Annotated in this window: 17 protein-coding genes; all 17 read left to right on the top strand. The window is 68.7% G+C overall.

The genetic code is table 11. From position 1 onward, the window contains the following. Positions 1-123 precede the first annotated feature (123 nt). The 17 genes from MLG87_RS13665 to MLG87_RS13585 all read left to right on the top strand — a co-directional run bounded on the left by MLG87_RS13665 (position 124) and on the right by MLG87_RS13585 (position 17,721). The gene (locus MLG87_RS13665) at positions 124-924 is read left to right on the top strand and encodes a TrmH family RNA methyltransferase (protein ID WP_243295700.1); all 801 of its coding nucleotides are present in this window, start codon (positions 124-126) and stop codon (positions 922-924) included. After that, positions 921-2,492, top strand: coding sequence for an apolipoprotein N-acyltransferase (lnt, locus tag MLG87_RS13660; protein ID WP_243295699.1), 1,572 nt, complete (start codon positions 921-923; stop codon positions 2,490-2,492). The genes MLG87_RS13665 and lnt overlap by 4 nt, the downstream gene beginning before the upstream one ends. A gap of 207 nt (positions 2,493-2,699) precedes the next feature. Beyond that, on the top strand, positions 2,700-3,200 hold the full coding sequence (locus MLG87_RS13655; protein ID WP_243295698.1) for a GNAT family N-acetyltransferase: 501 nt from the start codon (positions 2,700-2,702) through the stop codon (positions 3,198-3,200). Further along, positions 3,197-3,820, top strand: coding sequence for a Maf family protein (locus tag MLG87_RS13650; protein WP_243295697.1), 624 nt, complete (start codon positions 3,197-3,199; stop codon positions 3,818-3,820). Before MLG87_RS13655 ends, MLG87_RS13650 begins: the two co-directional genes overlap by 4 nt. A 488-nt stretch (positions 3,821-4,308) precedes the next feature. Then, on the top strand, positions 4,309-4,872 hold the full coding sequence (locus tag MLG87_RS13645; protein WP_243295696.1) for a cytochrome c3 family protein: 564 nt from the start codon (positions 4,309-4,311) through the stop codon (positions 4,870-4,872). Between the two features lie 11 nt (positions 4,873-4,883). Next, positions 4,884-5,078 carry a hypothetical protein gene (locus tag MLG87_RS13640; protein ID WP_243295695.1) on the top strand — a complete coding sequence of 65 codons (195 nt, stop codon included), beginning with the start codon at positions 4,884-4,886 and terminating at the stop codon, positions 5,076-5,078. Positions 5,079-5,082: 4 nt separating this feature from the next. After that, entirely contained in the window at positions 5,083-8,088 is a 3,006-nt protein-coding gene (locus MLG87_RS13635; protein ID WP_243295694.1) for a TAT-variant-translocated molybdopterin oxidoreductase, read from the top strand. Continuing rightward, on the top strand, positions 8,078-9,484 hold the full coding sequence (nrfD, locus tag MLG87_RS13630; RefSeq protein ID WP_243295693.1) for an NrfD/PsrC family molybdoenzyme membrane anchor subunit: 1,407 nt from the start codon (positions 8,078-8,080) through the stop codon (positions 9,482-9,484). Before MLG87_RS13635 ends, nrfD begins: the two co-directional genes overlap by 11 nt. After that, positions 9,477-10,619, top strand: a complete 1,143-nt coding sequence (locus MLG87_RS13625; RefSeq protein ID WP_243295692.1) for a quinol:electron acceptor oxidoreductase subunit ActD — start codon at positions 9,477-9,479, stop codon at positions 10,617-10,619. The genes nrfD and MLG87_RS13625 overlap by 8 nt, the downstream gene beginning before the upstream one ends. Beyond that, entirely contained in the window at positions 10,616-11,776 is a 1,161-nt protein-coding gene (locus tag MLG87_RS13620) for a hypothetical protein (protein ID WP_243295691.1), read from the top strand. Before MLG87_RS13625 ends, MLG87_RS13620 begins: the two co-directional genes overlap by 4 nt. After that, the gene (locus MLG87_RS13615) at positions 11,773-12,465 is read left to right on the top strand and encodes a c-type cytochrome (protein WP_243295690.1); all 693 of its coding nucleotides are present in this window, start codon (positions 11,773-11,775) and stop codon (positions 12,463-12,465) included. Before MLG87_RS13620 ends, MLG87_RS13615 begins: the two co-directional genes overlap by 4 nt. Next, a complete protein-coding gene (locus MLG87_RS13610) occupies positions 12,462-13,328 on the top strand; it encodes an SCO family protein (RefSeq protein ID WP_243295689.1) in 867 nt (288 codons plus the stop codon). Before MLG87_RS13615 ends, MLG87_RS13610 begins: the two co-directional genes overlap by 4 nt. Beyond that, a complete protein-coding gene (locus tag MLG87_RS13605; protein WP_243295688.1) occupies positions 13,325-14,941 on the top strand; it encodes a cytochrome c oxidase subunit I in 1,617 nt (538 codons plus the stop codon). The genes MLG87_RS13610 and MLG87_RS13605 overlap by 4 nt, the downstream gene beginning before the upstream one ends. Continuing rightward, complete coding sequence (locus MLG87_RS13600) at positions 14,938-15,540, top strand: cytochrome c oxidase subunit 3 family protein (RefSeq protein WP_243295687.1); 603 nt, start codon at positions 14,938-14,940, stop codon at positions 15,538-15,540. Before MLG87_RS13605 ends, MLG87_RS13600 begins: the two co-directional genes overlap by 4 nt. 10 nt (positions 15,541-15,550) lie before the next feature. Beyond that, positions 15,551-15,853, top strand: a complete 303-nt coding sequence (locus tag MLG87_RS13595) for a cytochrome C oxidase subunit IV family protein (RefSeq protein WP_243295686.1) — start codon at positions 15,551-15,553, stop codon at positions 15,851-15,853. A gap of 7 nt (positions 15,854-15,860) precedes the next feature. Then, entirely contained in the window at positions 15,861-16,817 is a 957-nt protein-coding gene (gene coxB / locus MLG87_RS13590) for a cytochrome c oxidase subunit II (RefSeq protein ID WP_243295685.1), read from the top strand. A 10-nt stretch (positions 16,818-16,827) separates the two neighbouring features. Further along, on the top strand, positions 16,828-17,721 hold the full coding sequence (locus tag MLG87_RS13585) for a protoheme IX farnesyltransferase (protein ID WP_243295684.1): 894 nt from the start codon (positions 16,828-16,830) through the stop codon (positions 17,719-17,721). The last annotated feature ends 23 nt before the right edge of the window (positions 17,722-17,744 follow it).

Below are 17,744 nucleotides of genomic sequence, written 5' to 3'. Positions count from 1 at the left end.
GCATCGCGGGGCATGCCACGGCCTTCTTCAGAGGAGGCGACCCGGCTCCCTGGCATGATGCTCATGTTGGCGCTGCCATCCCCAGGGTGGGGGCGTCCCGTGATGCCCCCGGACCCGGTCCCCATGCCCACCCTCACCAGCAAAGCCAATCCGCGCTTCAAGGAGCTCCTGGCCCGCCTCCGCCCGGGCGGCGCCCGCCGCGAGGCCACGCTCCTGCTGGGCGCGAAGCTCATCGAGGCCTGGGCGGAGGCCCGGCGGACCCCCGCCGGAAAACGTCTGCGCCCCGCCCTCTGGCTGCGGCTGGAGCAGGCCGCCCCCCACCCGCTGGAGGCGGCCCTCGGCCTGGACACGCAGGTGCTCGGCGAGGCCCTCATGCGGGAGCTGGCGGACGCGGGCAGCCCGCCGGAGCACGCCCTGCTGATGGACCTGGACCCCGAGCCCGCCGGGCCCCTGGCCAAGCGCGTCATCGGCGCCTGGGGCATCCAGGATCCGGGCAACCTCGGCGCGCTCCTCCGCAGCGCCGCCGCCTTCGGCTTCCAGGAGGCCCTCCTGGGTCCGGGCTGCGCGGATCCCTTCCACCCCAGGGCCCTGCGCGGCAGCATGGGCGCCGCCTTCCTGATGCCCCTGCGCCGGGCGGCGCGCCTGGAGCCGGATGGGGGTCGCTGGTACGCCCTGGACGGCGGGCCCGGCGCCGTGCCCCTGGCCGAGGCCGATCTATCAGAGCCCCTGCGCCTGTGGGTGGGCAGCGAAGGCCATGGCTGGCAGGGGGTGGACCTGCCCCCGGCCGTGCGGCGCCTGGCCATCCCCATCCAGGGCGTGGAAAGCCTCAACGCCGCCGTGGCCGCGGGCATCGCGTGCTACGAGGCGGCGCGGAGGCTGGGCCGGGAGCTTGATCGGGAGCTGAGTCGGGAGCCGGGGCGGTGACCCGCGGCTGGCTCCTCCGCCTTCTCGAAGCCGCCGTGCTGGCGTGCGTCTTCATGCTCGCCTTCCGCTTCCCCGGCGCCCTGGGGGGCTGGCTGGAGCCGGCCCTGGCGCTGCTCTTCCCCCTGCTGCTGCTGGAGGGCCTGTTCAAGGGACGCCACGCGTTCTGGACCTGGGTGGCGATCCTGGGCGGCCTCCTCCTCCTCTACCAGTGGGTGCCGCAGACCCTGGCCTCCAAGGGCGGACTGCCCTTCGGCCTGGCCCTGCTGGGGACGGTCCTGCTGAGCCTCTGGGAAGCCACCGGGCTCTGGCTGGTGGCCCTGGGATCGCGCTGGGCCTTCCGCCGCATCGGGCCCCTGGCCGCCGCCTGCGTGGCCGCCTTCCTCCTGATGGGCTGGGAGACCTGGGGCTTCCATGTCTATCCCTGGACCTGGGGCGCCGCCTTCGGCTCCCTGCCCTGGCCCGCGCGCTCCGCCGCCTTCCTGGGCGCCTCGGGGCTGTCGGCCCTGGCCTGGGGCGCCGGAGCCTGGGCCGCCGCCCACCTGGCGCGGGGCGCCTCTCCCCGGCGGATCCTGGCGGGGCCCGGCTTCGCCGTGGGCATGATGCTCCTGCTGGGAGGCGCCTGGTTTCTGCTGCCCCGCGACGGGGAACGGACCCTCGACGTGGCCATGATCCAGCCCAACTTCCCCGCCGGTGTGCGCTGGCCGGGGATGGAAGCGGAGATGTGGCGGCGCAGCGACGCGCTGCTGAAGGCCCGGGGCTGGCCGAGGCCCGGGCGGACGACCCTGCTGCTCTGGCCCGAGAGCTCGGTGCTGGGCCGGGATGACCGTCATCCGGATCTGCGGCTTTCCGCCGAGGCCGTGTCCCGGGGCGTGGCCTGGCTCTTCGGCACCGAAGGAGGTCCCTACAACCTGGTGCGGGGCGAGGCGGCCGGCCGGCCGGCCTTCGTGTTCGCGAAGACGGAGCCCATGCCCTTCGGCGAGCGCACGCCGGGCCCAGAGCCCTTCCGCCGGTGGCTGGACGGGAAGATGGGCTTCGTGTCCCAGGAGGCCGGAGAGCTCAAGGAGGGCTGCGCCTTCGCCGTGCCCACCCCCGCCGGCGACCTGCATGTGCATCCCCTCATCTGCAGCGAGGCCCTCCTGACCCAGCGCACCCGCCGGGGCTTCGAGCTGGGCCACGCGGACCTGCTGAGCAACCACACCAACGACGGCTGGTTCGACCGCAGCATCGCCACGGACCTGCACGCGGCCCAGATCCGCCTCCGCGCCACGGAGCTGGGCGTCCCTCTGCTGCGGGCCACGCTCACGGGGAAGTCCGGTGTGTTCCAGGAGGACGGCCACTTCGAGCTTTGGGGAGAGCCTCTCAGTGAAGGAGCCTTCGCCGTGGTGTTGACCTGGCGGCCTGTGCACACCCCCGCGCGTTCCGCCTGGCTGCTGCCGGGGCTGATGGCGGGACTGGCGCTAGGAACGGTACTGCTAGGCTGGAAGACCCTAGGGCCTGTTTTCAAAGTGGGGTGTGGCCGCGCAAGGGGCGCCGCCCAAGCGAGGCAAGGAGAACGGCGATGGCAATAGCGGCCCTATTGGCGAGGCGTTCGACGCAGGATCGCGCCGGGCGCCGCCCCTTGCCCTCCGGGACGGGGCCAGCCGCGCGTCCAGCGGCGTCTGCGGCCTTGAACGATGCACCACATCGCCCTGCGGCCGCATCCTTGCTGGATCACGCGGCTGGACCCGTCGCGGCTCGCATCCACTTTGGAAACAGACCCTAACCCGGAAGGCCTGATGGACCGCGATCTCCTCGTACCCGAGCCGCTTTCGACCCCGCATGGCACCGTGGCCTTCTTCGACGAGACCTGGAGCGTGGACCCCCGCGAGCTCCAGATCTTCTTCCAGGCGGAAGAGGTCTACTGGACCGCGGACCGCACCATCGGCCAGTGGCGGCGGCTGCTGGCCTGCTCCCGCCTGCTGACGGCCCGGCTCGTGCCCGAGGGCCACCGGGGCGGCCGCCTGGTAGGCGCCACCCGGCTCTGGTCCGATCACGCCTACGAAGCCAAGCTCTACGACGTGGTCACGGCCCGGGACCTCATGGGCCTGGGCGTCGCGACGGAGCTGGTGAAGTGGGCCTTGCGCCACCCCTGGACCGGCGAAGTGCAGCGCTTCGTCCTGGAGACCCGGGACGCGGCCAACTTCTACCCCCGCTTCGGCTTCCGCCTGGGCCAGGAAGTCGACAGCTTCCACATGCGGGTGGGCATCGCCGAGCTCGAGCAGCGGGGTCTGCGGTGAACGAAACCCTCCCCGGCCTCCCCGAGGCCGCCCTGAAGCCCCTGATCCTGGCCAGCAGCAGCCCGCGCCGCCGCCACTGGCTGGAGGCCATGCGCATCCCCTTCGAGATCCAGGCGCCTGAGGTGGACGAGACGCCCCTGCTGGACGAGGAGCCCGGCGACCTGGTGCTGCGCCTCGCGGAACTGAAGGCCGAGGTGGTGGCGGGCCGCAACCCCGACCGCTGGGTCATGGCCGCGGACACCACCGTGGCCGTGGACCATCACACGCTCAACAAGCCCCTGGACACGGAAGACGCCGTGCGGATGCTGGGCCTGATCCAGGGCCGTGCCCACCAGGTGCACACCGGCTTCTGCCTCCAGCGGAACGATCAGGTCCACAGCTTCGTGGACACGGCCCAGGTGGTCTTCCGCCCCCTCACCGAGGCCCAGATCCGCTGGTACATCGGCACCCACGAACCCATGGACAAAGCGGGCTCGTACGCCATCCAGGGCATCGGGGCCCTGTTCATCGAGGGGGTCGAGGGCAGTTTCTCCACGGTGATGGGCCTGCCCGTGGAGCGCATGGGCGCCCTGTTCCTCCAGCTGGGGCTCCTGAAACCCTGGATGGGCTTCCCCAGGTAGGGTGGTCAGACCTCGCGAAAAATCCCAAACCCCTGACAAAGAAGAGGTTCCGGGAGGTTATGCGCCACCTCGGGTGCGGAGGCGGAGTCGGCCTCGTCTCGACGGCCTGCGGCCTGGAGGAAATCGCCACCTTCACAAACCTCCAAATAGAACACCGGATAATCCCCTTAGTCGCTGGATCTGCCTCAGAAAAAAGGGATAAACAATCCTGTGGCACTGATCTATGATGGTGACTTGCGACACAAATTTGCCGAATGTCGCCCCAGTGTGACCAAGTCCTCTGGACACGAGTGTCGTCTTACTTCAGACGCCGCTCCGCCGACATTCTCTGGACGGAGACGCCGAGGCCCGGAAGGAATCCCTTCCGGCTCGCCCGGCACCTGCCAGAATCCCTGGCCATCACCTCCGATCCGTCCCGCGTCCCACCGTCCCTTCAGTCCCCACTGGCTCCGGCCACCGTGCGGATCCGAACTTTCCAGGGGTTGTGCATGCACCAATTCGACCGAGCGTTCCGCTTCGTCCTGCCGGCCGGGGCCGTGGCGGTCCTTCTCACGGTGCTCACCGTGGGCTGGTTCACCCAGCCGGACCGCTTCGCCAAGGGCTATGCCCCCGAGCAGCCCATCCCCTTCTCCCACGAGCTGCACGCCGGCACCCTCCGCATGCAGTGCCAGTACTGCCACTCCGGCGTGGACAAGTCCCGCACCGCCGGCATCCCCAGCGTCGACCTCTGCATGGGTTGCCACAAGGTGACCCGGACCGACCGGCCCGCCATCCAGAAGCTGACGCAGATCGCCAACTCCGGCCAGCCCATCCTCTGGCAGCGGGTGCACACCCTGCCGGATCACGTCTTCTTCGACCACCGGCCCCACGTGAACGCCGGCATCACCTGCCAGAGCTGCCACGGCGAGGTGCAGACCATGAAGGTGGTCACCCGCGAGATGGGCATGCGCATGGGCAACTGCCTGGCCTGCCACCGGGATCCCCACGCCGCGCTGCCCGCCGGTTCCAAGATCACCCGGGGCGCCGAGAACTGCGCCGCCTGCCACCGCTAGGAGCTCCGACGATGGCCGACGAGACCCGCAAGCCGCTGCTCGACCGCGCCGCCGCCCTGCTGGCGGGCCCACTCCTCCTGGGCCGGGAGGCCCTGGGCCTCGTCTTCCGCCCGGACCGCGAGACCCCTCCGGAGACGCCGCCGGAAGCGGTTCCGCTCCGCATCCCCATCACGCCCCCCGAACACGCCATCAAGCGCCGCGGATGACCCCATGAAGACACGACTTCCCGAACACGGCCCCATCGAGACCCCGCGCTTCTGGCGCACCCTCGAGGAGCGCATCGAGACGGCCGAGGCTCAGCAGGCCGCCCACGATGAGTTCCTCCCCGGCGCCATTCCGAGCGGCCCCAACTACGACGATGTCCATGGCCTGCCGCCCCAGAGCGGTGTCTCCCGCCGCGACTTCCTCGGCCTGGTGAGCGCCGCCGCCGCGCTGGCCGCCACCGTGGCCTGCGACCGCAAGGGCCAGGGCACCGTGGTGCCCTACACCAAGCGCCCCGTGGAGGTGATCCCCGGCGTGGCCAACTACTACGCCAGCGCCACCCACGAGGGCCGCCGCGTCTATCCCGTGCTGGTGAAGACCCGCGAGGGCCGCCCCATCCACCTCACAGGCAACGACGAGCACCCCGGCGTGAAGGGCAAGACCAGCCCCCGCGTCATGGCCGACGTGCTGCGTCTCTACGACCCCGATCGCCTCCGGGCCCCCAAGGCCCAGGGCCATGTGGCGAGCTGGGCGGAGGTGGAGGCCCAGCTCCACGGCGCGCTCCGGGGTGCCAAGGCCGCGGGCAAGCCCGTGCTGCTGATCTCCGGGGCCGTGACCTCGCCCAGCCGCAAGGCCCTGCTGGCGGACCTCAAGACCACCCTGCCCACCCTGGAGCATCTGGCCTATGAGCCCGCCGCCGGCGACGCCGCCGAGGTGGCCGCCCTGGCCAGCTTCGGCCAGGCGGTGGACCTCCAGCCCCGGCTGGACAAGGCCAAGGTCATCCTGTCGCTCGGTGCAGACTTCCTGAATGGCGAGGATCCCGAGGCCCAGGCCGCCTGGGGCGCCAAGCGGCGGTTGAAGAGCGCGAAGGATGAGATCAACCGTCTCTGGGTGCTGGAAGGCCCCCTCACGCTGACCGGCACCAACGCCGATCAGCGCGTGCCCGTTTCGCCCTCCCGCCTCGGCGCCGTGGCCTTCGCCCTGGCGAAGGAACTGGCGGCCAAGGGCGTGGCGCTGCCCACCGGCACGGATCTATCCGGAATTTCCGCGGGCGCCCCCGCGGGCATTCCGGCAGCCACCTGGTCCAACCTGGTGAAGGACCTCCGGGCCGCCGGCCGGAACGCCGTGGTGCTCTGCGGGGCCCAGATGCCCGCCGAAGCGCACCAGGCCGCCCACCTGCTGAACGCCATGCTGGGCTCCGAAGCCGTGGCCCTCCGCGCCGCCGAGCCCCTGGTCACGGTGAAGGATCTGGAAGCCGCCGCGCAGAAGATGGCCTCCGGCGCCTACGCCGCCGTCCTCTTCTGGGACGTGAACCCCGCCTACACCTACCCGAAGGCCGCCGCCTGGAAGGACGCCGTGGCCAAGGTCCCCTTCCGCGCCTGGATCGGCCAGGTGGAGGACGAGACCGCCGCCCAGTGCCAGCTGCTGCTGCCGGAGAACCACTGGCTGGAGAGCTGGGGCGACTACACCACGCCCGGCGCGGCCGTCCTCCAGCAGCCCGCCATCGGCGCCCTCTACGACACCCGCCAGGGCGAGGACATCCTCCTGGGCGTCCTGAAGGCGCTCGGCGCCACTGTCCCCGACGGCTACCACGCCTACTTGCAAGCCCGTTGGAAGAAGGAGCTGCCTTTCGGAACCTCCTTCGAGCAGGCCCTGCACGACGGCCTGGTGAAGGGCGAGGCCAAGGCCTCGGCACCCGTCTTCAAGGGCACCTCCGTGGCCGTGGCCGCCAAGAAGGCCGCCTCAAAGATCGACGGGATGGAGCTGGTGCTCTTCCCCGGCTTCGCCACGCACGACGGCCGCCATGCCAACAACAGCTGGCTGCAGGAGACGCCGGATCCCATCACCAAGATGACCTGGGACAACCCCGTGGCCGTGTCCGTGCAGGACGCCAAAGCCCTGGGCCTCGAGGAAGGCGATCTGGTCACCCTCACCCTCGATGGCGCCACCCTCAAGCTGCCCGCGGTGATCCAGCCGGGTCAGGCGCCGGGCGTGCTGGCCCTGGCGCTGGGCTACGGCCGCACCACCGGTGGCGTGGCCAAGGGCATGGGCGTCAACGCATTCCCCCTGGTGGGCCTGGATCCCGCCAGCACCCACGTCCGCGGCGGCGCGAAGCTGGCCAAGGTCGGCGGGAAGAAGGAACTCTCCCGCACCCAGAGCCACCACCGCATGGAGGGCCGCGACCTCGTCCGCTCCCTCACCATGGACGAGTTCGCCCACAACCCCCAGGGGCACCACCACATGCCCGAGCTGGTGACTCTCTACGAGGATCAGAAGTTCCCCGACCACAAGTGGGGCATGGTCATCGACCTGGCGGCCTGCACCGGCTGCTCTGCCTGCATGGTGGCCTGCCAGTCCGAGAACAACGTGGCCACCGTGGGGCCCGAGCAGGTGGCCCGCGGCCGCGAGATGCACTGGATCCGCATCGACCGCTACTACGAGGGCGAGCTGGAGAACCCGAAGGTGGTCCACCAGCCGATGCTGTGCCAGCACTGCGACAACGCGCCCTGCGAGAACGTCTGCCCGGTGAACGCCACCAACCACAGCCCCGAAGGCCTGAACCAGATGGCCTACAACCGCTGCGTGGGCACCCGCTACTGCGCCAACAACTGCCCCTACAAGGTGCGGCGCTTCAACTTCCTGGAGTACACCGCCTACAAGACCGAGCCCGAGACCCTGGTGAACAACCCCGAGGTCACGGTCCGTCCCCGCGGCATCATGGAGAAGTGCTCCTTCTGCGTGCAGCGCATCAATGACGTGAAGATCCGCGCCAAGGGCGACGGACGCGCCATCCTCGACGGCGAGATCACCACCGCCTGCATGGCCGGCTGCCCCTCGGACGCCATCGTCTTCGGCGACCTGAAGGACCCCAAGAGCAAGGTCTCCCAGCTGGTGGCCGCCAGCCGCGCCTACCGCGTGCTGGAGGAGCTGGGCGTCAAGCCCGCCATCACCTACCTGGCCGATCTGAAGAACCCCGCCGTTGAGGCCACCGTGGGAGGTCACCATGAAGCCTGATGCCGCCATCCTGGCCGGCGACATCCCTCAGGGCCTGCTCGAGCCGGCGCTCACCGAGGGCGTGGTCACGCCCGGCAGCCTCGACGACCAGGTCCTGGCCTTCCCCGAGACGAAGCCCCCGAAGCAGTGGTACATCGGCCTGGCCGTCACCCTCACGGCCCTCCTCATCGGCGTCGGCTGCATCGGCTACGTCTTCGTCACCGGCATCGGCGCCTGGGGCAACACCAGCCCCGTGTTCTGGGCCTTCGACATCATCAACTTCGTGTTCTGGGTGGGCATCGGCCACGCCGGCACGCTGATCTCGGCCATCCTCTTCCTCTTCCGCAAGCGCTGGCGCAACGCCATCGCGCGCTTCGCCGAGGCCATGACCATCTTCGCGGTCATCTGCGCCGTGATCTTCCCACTGATCCACGTGGGCCGTCCCTGGCTGGCCTACTGGCTCTTCCCCTACCCGAACCAGCGCGCCCTGTGGACCAACTTCCGCTCGCCGCTGCTGTGGGACGTCTTTGCGGTGAACACCTACTTCTCCGTGTCCCTGATGTTCTGGTACCTGGGCCTCATCCCCGACATCGCCTCCATGCGCGACCGCACCAGCAGCAAGCTGCGGAAGGTGATCTACACCGTGCTGGCCATGGGCTGGCGCGGCGCCGCCTCCCACTGGCAGCACTACGAGAAGGCCTACCTCCTGCTCGCCGGCCTGGCCACGGGCCTGGTGCTCTCCGTGCACTCGGTGGTGAGCTTCGACTTCGCCACCTCGGTGGTCCCTGGCTGGCACATGACCATCTTCCCGCCCTACTTCGTGGCGGGCGCCATCTTCGCCGGCTTCGCCATGGTGGTGATGGTGCTGGTGGTGGTGCGCGAGACCATGCAGCTCAAGAACCTCATCACCATGCGCCACCTGGACGTGATGAACAAGGTGATCCTCGCCATGAGCTGCATCATGGGCTACAGCTACATGATGGAGGGCTTCACGGCCTGGTACTCCATGAACGAGTACCTCCACCACGGCTTCATGAACATCATCAGCGGCACCTACGGCTGGGCCGGCTGGGTGACCATCAGCTGCAACATCTTCATCCCGCAGATCCTCTGGTTCAAGAAGGCCCGTGCCAGCTACTTCTGGATGATCCTGGTGGCCGTGGGCGTGACCATCGGCATGTGGTTCGAGCGCTTCGTCATCATCGTGATCTCGCTGCACCAGGACTACCTGCCCTCCGCCTGGCGCATCTACAAGCCGACCATGATCGACTTCGGCGTCCTCCTGGGCACCTTCGGGATCTTCTTCACGCTCGTCCTGCTCTTCGCCCGGGTGCTGCCGGTCATCGCCACCACCGAGGTGAAGGCGATCCTGCCCGGCGCCCAGCCCTCTCACCATGGAGACGACCACCATGCCTGAGACGTCCTACGCCGTCCTCGGCGTCTTCGAGACGCCTGACGCCCTCATGAAGGCCATCCCCCAGGTGCGCGCCGCCAAGCTCGGCACCGTGGAGGCCTACACGCCCTACGCCCTCCACGGCATCGAGGAGGCCCTGGGCCTCCGCCGCTCCCCCCTGGGCGGCATGGTGCTCGTCATGGGCATCCTGGGTGCCATCACCGCCTTCGGGTTCCAGTACTGGATCAGCGCCATCGACTACCCCATCATCACCGGTGGCAAGGGGGCGGGCTCCTGGGAAGCCTTCATCCCCATCATGTTCGAAGTGACGGTGCTCTTCGCCACCTTCACGGCGGGCCTGGGGATGCTGTTCCTCCTGAACAAGCTGCCCTTCTTCGGCCACCCGGTGCTCTCCTCCAAGTCCATCAAGGGCATCACCCGGGACCGCTACGTCCTGGCCCTGGAGGCCGAGAGCGAGGCCTTCGACAGCGCCGCCGCCACCCGGACCCTCCAGGCCGCCGGCGCCATCGAAATCGAGGCCCTGCCCGCCCCGGACCGCAGCCCCTTCCTCACCAGCGACTACATCCTGCGCACCCTGGGCGGTATCTTCATCGCCTGCGTGGTGGCGGGACTGGCGATGTACTTCGCCACCAAGTGGTTCCCCGTGCTGGCCCCCATGAAATACATGCAGGAGCAGCCCCGGTTGAACGCCCAGAAGGCCTCCGACTTCTTCAAGGACGGCCACGGCATGCAGCAGCCGGTGGCGGGCACCGTGGCCCGGGGCTACTTGCCCACGGCCACGGGCACCCAGGAGGAGGCGGCCTCGCTGGTGAATCCGCTGCCGCGCACCCCGGAGGTCTTCGCCCTCGGGAAGAAGGTCTACACCAACCGCTGCGAAGTGTGCCACGGCGCCGTGGGCAACGGCGTGGGCAGCCTGACGGCCGCCTACGGGGCCAAGCCCGCCAACCTGCAGGCCCAGCAGTTCCTGGACTACCCGGACGGCAAGATCTACTGGGCCATCGTGAACGGCAAGAACGCCATGCCCTCCCACGCCCCCTACCTCTCCGAGCGGGAGCGGTGGGCCGTGGTGGATTACGTGCGCGCCCTCCAGCGCGCCCAGAACGCCAAGGACGAGGACCTGAAGGTGGCCACGCGATGAGCCAGGACAAGAACACCTCCAACCTCCCCGCCTCCTGGCTCTGGGGCGCCGTGGCCCTGGGCGCCCTGGGCGTCCTGGGCAGCTACGTCGCCGCCGGCCCCGAGCGTTTCTGGGCCAACTGGGTCTTCTGGTTCGTGCTCCTCTTCACGCTGGGCCTGGGCTCGCTGTTCATCGTGGCCCTGGAGCACCTGGTCAACGCCAAGTGGAGCGTGCCCATCCGGCGCATCCCCGAGCGCCTGGCCACCCTGCTGATCCCCTCGATCCCCGTCGGCCTCATCGCCCTGGGCGCCATCCCGGTGCTCTATCCCGGCGCCAGGCCCGAGGCGGCCCACCATCCGCTCCTGGCCGGCAAGGCCTTCTGGTTGAGCCTGCCCTTCTTCTCCGCGCGCACCGTCGTGGCCCTGGCGCTCTGCCTCCTGGGCCTGTGGGTGCTGGTGGGCGGCTCGCTCAAGCAGGACGCCACGAAGGACCCGGCCTTCAACTTCCGGGCCCGCAAGTTCGCCCCCGCTTTCATGGCCATCTTCGCGCTGGTGGTGACGCTGGTGGCCTTCGACTGGATCTCCGGCCTCACGCCCGAGTGGTACAGCGACATCTTCGGCGTCTACGTCTTCGCCGGCGCCTTCCTCAGCGGCCTGGCGGCCACGGCCCTGGCGGTCCTGCACCTCCAGGACCAGGGCCGGCTGGAGGGCGTGCGGGGCGACCACCTCTACAACCTGGGCGGCTTCCTCTTCGCCTTCACGGTGTTCTGGTCCTACATCGGCTTCGCCCAGTACATGCTCATGTGGTACGCGAACCTGCCGGACGAGGTCATCTGGTACAAGGTGCGCCTCCAGGGTTCCTGGCACCTCATCACGCTGGTGCTGGCGGGCCTGCACTTCGTGCTGCCCTTCTTCGCCCTGGTGACCCGGGACTCGAAGAAGGATCCCCGGCGCCTGCGCCGCGTGGCCTACCTCATGCTCGGGGCGCACGTGCTCGACATCTACTGGCTCATCTTCCCCATCCTCGGCGCCAGCCCCAGGTTCTCCTGGCCCGAGCTCAGCTTCGCCCTCTTCTTCCTGGGCGGGATCCTGCTCTGGGCCCGCGGCGCCATGCAGAAGGGCGAGGATATGCCCGTCGGCGATCCCTTCCTCCGTGAGGGCCTGGAGTTCCGGCTATGAAGATCCAAGACTACCTCTCCCCCGAGGAGCTGAAGCGCCTGCTGTCCGCCCTGCTGGTGGTGATCTGCTTCATCTTCATCGCCGCCTTCTTCGGCTTCACCGTGCTGCCCGGCCTGCGCTACCAGGCCCACACGCAGCCCGACGCCGTGCCCGTCCAGGCCGTGCAGGGCGAGACCGGTTGGCTGGACCCCACGGACTACCCCGCCCAGGCCCGCCAGATCATCCCGCCCATCGACCCCAAGACCGTCATGACCCCCAACCCCGAGCTCATGGCCCGCGGCAAGGCGATCTTCGCCCAGACCTGCGCCAGCTGCCACGGCCCCGAGGGCAAGGGGGACGGCCCGGCGGGGAAGGGCCTCAACCCCATGCCCCGCAACTTCACCCAGAGCGCGGGCTGGAAGAACGGCACCCGCGTCGAGGACATCTACAAGACCCTGAACGAGGGCATCAAGGGCAGCTCCATGGTGGCCTACACGGACCTCTCCAAGCGGGACCGCATGGCCCTCGTCCACGTGGTGCAGTCGCTGGGCACCTTCGACCACGGTGCGAGCGATCCGAAGGCCACCGCCGCGATGGAGAAGCTCTTCGCCAGCGCCGGTGAAGTCATCCCCAACCGCATCCCCGTCTCCCGCGCCGTGGACATCCTCTGCCGGGAGTACGCCGAGGCCCATCCCCAAGGCCGGCCATGATCTTCCGTCCGCTCCGCTCCTCCTTCTCCGGCCTGATCCTCGCAGCGGCGCTCCTGGGCCTTCCGGCCGGGGCCCAGGCGACCAAGTCCACCCCGGCGCCCGCCCCCGCCCCGGCGCCCGCGGCCGTCGAAGGCCCGGCGGCCCCCGCCTTCACCCCCCAGGAAGTGGGCATCGACGAGAAGCTCGGAGCCACCCTGCCGCTGGACCTGGCCTTCAAGGGCGAGGACGGCCAGCCCGTCACCCTGCGCCAGCTCATCGACAAGCCCACCATCCTGACCCTCAACTACTTCCGCTGCGCAGGCATCTGCACGCCCCAGCTCAACGGGGTGGTCGAGGTGCTGAACCGCACCCAGGCCGTGCCCGGCAGGGACTTCCAGGTCCTCACCGTCAGCTTCGACGGGCGGGACACGCCGGAGATGGCCGCCCAGAAGCGCACCAACTACCTGGGCGAGATGACCCGGCCCTTCCCGCCGGCGGCCTGGCGCTTCCTCACGGGCCCCTCCGCCGCCTCCAAGGCCCTGGCTGACGCGGTGGGCTTCAAGTTCAAGCAGACCGGCGACGACTTCGTGCATGCGGCGGCCCTCATCTTCCTCAGCCCCCAGGGCAAGATCACCCGCTACATGTACGGCGTGACCTACCTGCCCGCGGACCTCCAGTTGGCGGCCCAGGAGGCCGGGCGAGGCGAGGCCCAGCCCACCATCAACAAGTTCCTGAAGTTCTGCTTCAGCTATGACCCCGCGGGGCGCAGGTACGTCCTGAACACCACGGCCATCAGCGCCACCGTCACCATCCTGGCGGCCCTGATCTTCGTGGCCGTCCTCGTCCGCCGGGGCCGCAAGACCAAGTCCGAGGAGGCCGAATGACCACCCACGCCACCGCCCAGCCCAGCTATCTGGTGGACACGGGCTCCCGCAAGGGCCTCATGGCCTGGCTGACCTCCACGGACCACAAGCGGGTCGGGGTGCTCTACCTCTACTCGATGATCAGCTTCTTCTTCGTCGGCGTGGGCATCGGCTTCCTCATGCGCCTGGTGCAGCTGACGCCCTTCCAGCACCTGATCACCGCCCGGACCTACAACGCCCTGTTCACGGTCCACGGCGTGATCATGATCTTCCTGTTCGTCATCCCGGGCCTGCCCGCCGTCTTCGGGAACTTCTTCCTGCCGATCCTGATCGGCGCCAAGGACGTGGCCTTCCCCCGGCTGAACCTGGCGTCCTGGTACTTTTTCATGATCGGGGCCATCCTCGCGGTGCTCTCGCTGTTCACTGGGGGCGGCGCGCCTGACACGGGCTGGTCCTTCTACGCGCCCTTCAGCCTGAAGACCGGCACCAACGTGAGCCTGGCGGTGTTCGGCGCCTTCATCCTGGGCTTCTCGTCCATGCTGACGGGCATCAACTTCATCACCACCATCCACCGCCTGCGGGCGCCGGGCATGAAGTGGTTCCGCATGCCGCTCATGTGCTGGGCCCTCTACTCCACCTCCTGGATCCAGCTCCTGGCCACGCCCATCCTGGCCATCACCCTGGTGCTGGTCATCCTCGAGCGCTTCTTCGGCATCGGCATCTTCGATCCCGCCAAGGGCGGCGATCCCCTGCTCTACCAGCACCTGTTCTGGATCTACTCCCACCCGGCGGTCTACATCATGATCCTGCCGGCCATGGGCGCCATCACCGAGATCATCCCCACCTTCGCCAAGCGCACCATCTTCGGCTACAAGGCCATCGCCTTCTCCAGCATGGCCATCGCCGGCGTGGGCAGCCTGGTGTGGGCCCACCACATGTTCACCTCGGGCATGAGCAGCCTGGCCACGCTGCTCTTCTCGCTGCTGACGATGATCGTGGCCGTGCCCAGCGCCATCAAGGTCTTCAACTGGGTGAGCACGCTCTACAAGGGCAGCATCGACTTCCAGCCGCCCCTGCTCTTCGCCCTGACCTTCATCTTCCTCTTCGCCATCGGCGGCCTCACGGGCGTCATGCAGGGGGCCCTGGCCATCAACGTCCACATCCACGACACCTACTTCATCGTGGGCCACTTCCACTACGTGATGTTCGGCGGCACCGGCTTCGCCTTCTTCGCGGCGCTGCTCTACTGGTTTCCCAAGATGTCCGGAAAGATGTATTCCAAGAAGGCCATCTACGCCTCCTGGTTCCCCATGTTCATCGGCTTCAACATGCTCTACTTCGGCATGCTGATCCTCGGCATGATGGGCATGCCTCGCCGCTACTACGTCCACCTGCCCCAGTACCACACCATGCACGTGGTGGCGACCGTCGGCAGCTGGTTCCTGGTGCTGGGCCTCCTCGCCTTCTTCGGAACACTCATCTACGCCCTCTTCAAGGGATCGAAGGCCGAGGACAACCCCTGGGGCGGCGTCACGCTGGAGTGGACCATCCCCAGCCCGCCCCCCCAGGAGAACTTCGAGACCATCCCCACCATCACCCACGGCCCCTACCACTTCGAGCAGGAGTCCAAATGAGTGAGCACGTCCACCGCGACGACTTCGGCGCCCGGCTCGGCATGTGGTTGTTCCTGGTGACGGAGATCGTCCTCTTCGGCGGCCTCTTCATCGGCTATTCGTACATGCGGTACAAGTACCCCGTCGAGTTCCACCACGGCGGTGCCGAGCTGAACGCCACCCTGGGCGTCATCAACACCCTGGTGCTGCTCACCAGCAGCCTCACCGTGGTGCTCGCCATCGTGGCCATCCAGCGGGCGGAGAAGAAGCGGGCCATGGCCTTCCTGGGCACCACCCTGGCCCTGGGACTCACCTTCCTGGTCATCAAGTCCTTCGAATGGGCCGCCAAGTTCCACCACGGCCTCTATCCGAACGCCTCACACCTGGGCACGCTGCCGCCGGGGGAGCAGGTCTTCTTCGGCCTCTACTTCACGATGACGGGCCTCCACGGGCTCCACGTCATCGTCGGCCTCTCGCTCCTCTCCGTCATGCTCTGGTGGGTGGCCACGGACCGCATCCGCGCGGACCGCTACATCTACTTGGAGAACAGCGGCCTCTACTGGCACCTTGTGGACGTGATCTGGATCTTCCTCCTCCCGTTGTTCTATCTCGCCGCGTAAGGGCATGACCATGAGCGAACACGCCGAACACGCTGTCGACCACGCCCAGGGGCACCCCGGCTACGGCACCTTCATCAAGGTGTGGGTGGCCCTGCTGATCCTCACGGGCGCCCTGGTGGGCGTGAGCCACCTGGGCCAGACCTACGCCGTCTGGGGCCTGCTCACGCTGACGCCCCTCAAGGCCGGCCTGGTCTTCTACTTCTTCATGCACCTGAAGTACGAGGGGCCGCTGCTCAAGATCGTGGTCCTGGTCACCCTGGGCACGCTGCTGATCTTCTTCGCCCTGCTCTTCTCCGACGTCGCTTTCCACTGAGGCACCCATGGACTGGATGAACCAAGCCGCCCTATCGGCCCAGAAGTCCGACGCGGTCTTCTTCTACGTGTTCGGCCTCTCCGTCGCGTTCCTCATCTTCATCACGGCGCTGATGATCTATTTCGTGGTGCGCTACAGCAAGAAGCGCCACCCGAAGGCCGAGCAGATCGAAGGCCACCTGGGCCTCGAGGTCCTGTGGACCACCATTCCCCTGGCCCTGTTCCTCTCGATCTTCTACTACGGCTGGACCAACTACGAATACATGCGCCAGGCCCCCCGGGACGCCATGGCCGTGAAGGTCACCGCTCGCCAGTGGAGCTGGTCCTTCGAATACCCCAACGGCAAGAAGAGCAAGGTGCTCTTCGCCCCCCTCAACAAGCCCATGAAGATGGAGGTCCGCAGCGCCGACGTGGTGCACGGCTTCTTCATCCCCTCGTTCCGCCTCAAGATCGACGCCGTGCCCGCCCGCACCAACACTACCTGGTTCCAGGCCACCAAGCTGGGCTCGTATGACATCGAGTGCACGGTCATCTGCGGCGTGGACCACAGCCTCATGCTGAGCAAGGTCGTGGTGGTGCCCGAGGACGAGTTCAAGGCCTGGTACTTCGGCGGCGACGACGCCCCCGAGCCCGGCAAGGCCATCCGCGCCGCCGAGGCACATCCCGACCTCAAGGACCTGCCGCCGGGCCTCGCCGTGCTCACCTCCAAGGGCTGCCTGGCCTGCCACTCGGTGGACGGCAAGCCCAAGGTGGGCCCCACCCTCAAGGCCCTCTACGGCCGGCAGGAGGAGGTCCTCGTGGCGGGCGCCATGCGCGCCGTCACCGTGGACGAGGCCTACCTGCGCCGGGCCATCACCAACCCCATGGAACAGGTGGTGCGCGGCTATCCGCCCGCCATGCCCCAGACGCCCATGACGGAGCAGGAGCTCGCCGAAGTCGTGCGCTACCTCAAGACGTTGAACTAGGAGCACCCTCGTGAGCGTGGCCGCCCTTCCCCTGTCCAAGCCCAGCCCCGTCTCGACCTTCCTCGAGCTGACCAAGCTGCGCATCTCCGGGGCCTCCACGTTCACGGCGGCGGCGGGCTACGTGGCCTTCCTCCGCGGCGTGGACGCCGGCCTGGTCACCACGCTGATCGGCATCCTCCTCCTCGCCATGGGCTCCAGCGCCCTCAACGAGGTGCAGGAGCGGCGCTACGACGCGATGATGCCCCGCACGGCCGGTCGGCCCATCCCGCACGGGGACATCTCCGCCGGGTCCGCCACGGTCCTCGCCGTGACCCTGGCCGTGGCCGGGTTCGGCCTCCTCTGGGCCGCCCACAACCTCACCTCCGCGCTCCTCGGCGCCCTGGCGCTGGGCTGGTACAACGGTTTCTACACGCCCCTCAAGCGCGTGAGCGCCTTCGCCGTGGTGCCGGGCTCGCTCATTGGCGCCCTGCCCCCGGCCATCGGCTGGACCGCCGCCGGCGGCAGCGTGGCGGATCCCTCGGTCCTGGCCCTGGCCTTCGTCTTCTTCATCTGGCAGGTGCCCCACTTCTGGCTGCTGGTGGGCCTCCACGCCGAGGGCTACGAGAAGGCCGGCTTCCCCACGCTGGTCTCGGTCTTCGGCCGGCCCCGGCTGTCGCGGCTGACCTTCACCTGGACCTGCGGCACCGCCGCCGCGTGCGGCCTGCTGCCGATGTTCCGGGTGCTGGTCTCCTGGCCCTCCGAGGTCATGCTGGGCCTCGGCGCGGCCTGGCTCATCGCCGGATCGCTGCCGCTGCTGCGCGAAGGCCAGGATGCCCCCCTCTACCGCCGCGTCTTCATGAACATCAACCTCTTCGCCCTGGTGCTCACCGCCGCCGTCATCCTGGATCCCTTCTTCAGCCGCTGAGCGGCTCGGCTGAGTCCGGTCGA

It is taken from the genome of Geothrix mesophila, from assembly GCF_022808835.1.
Taxonomy (GTDB): domain Bacteria; phylum Acidobacteriota; class Holophagae; order Holophagales; family Holophagaceae; genus Geothrix; species Geothrix paludis.
This window is presented reverse-complemented; position numbering and strand designations above follow the sequence as displayed.

Bases quoted from the DNA above. Each gene is read 5' to 3' on its own strand.
- MLG87_RS13610 (WP_243295689.1), top strand. From the start codon at position 12,462: ATGATCTTCCGTCCGCTCCGCTCCTCCTTCTCCGGCCTGATCCTCGCA.
- MLG87_RS13645 (WP_243295696.1), top strand. From the start codon at position 4,309: ATGCACCAATTCGACCGAGCGTTCCGCTTCGTCCTGCCGGCCGGGGCC.
- MLG87_RS13655 (WP_243295698.1), top strand. From the start codon at position 2,700: ATGGACCGCGATCTCCTCGTACCCGAGCCGCTTTCGACCCCGCATGGC.
- coxB (WP_243295685.1), top strand. From the start codon at position 15,861: ATGGACTGGATGAACCAAGCCGCCCTATCGGCCCAGAAGTCCGACGCG.
- MLG87_RS13665 (WP_243295700.1), top strand. From the start codon at position 124: ATGCCCACCCTCACCAGCAAAGCCAATCCGCGCTTCAAGGAGCTCCTG.
- nrfD (WP_243295693.1), top strand. From the start codon at position 8,078: ATGAAGCCTGATGCCGCCATCCTGGCCGGCGACATCCCTCAGGGCCTG.
- MLG87_RS13615 (WP_243295690.1), top strand. From the start codon at position 11,773: ATGAAGATCCAAGACTACCTCTCCCCCGAGGAGCTGAAGCGCCTGCTG.
- MLG87_RS13620 (WP_243295691.1), top strand. From the start codon at position 10,616: ATGAGCCAGGACAAGAACACCTCCAACCTCCCCGCCTCCTGGCTCTGG.
- MLG87_RS13600 (WP_243295687.1), top strand. From the start codon at position 14,938: ATGAGTGAGCACGTCCACCGCGACGACTTCGGCGCCCGGCTCGGCATG.
- MLG87_RS13625 (WP_243295692.1), top strand. From the start codon at position 9,477: ATGCCTGAGACGTCCTACGCCGTCCTCGGCGTCTTCGAGACGCCTGAC.
- MLG87_RS13595 (WP_243295686.1), top strand. From the start codon at position 15,551: ATGAGCGAACACGCCGAACACGCTGTCGACCACGCCCAGGGGCACCCC.
- MLG87_RS13635 (WP_243295694.1), top strand. From the start codon at position 5,083: ATGAAGACACGACTTCCCGAACACGGCCCCATCGAGACCCCGCGCTTC.
- MLG87_RS13605 (WP_243295688.1), top strand. From the start codon at position 13,325: ATGACCACCCACGCCACCGCCCAGCCCAGCTATCTGGTGGACACGGGC.
- MLG87_RS13640 (WP_243295695.1), top strand. From the start codon at position 4,884: ATGGCCGACGAGACCCGCAAGCCGCTGCTCGACCGCGCCGCCGCCCTG.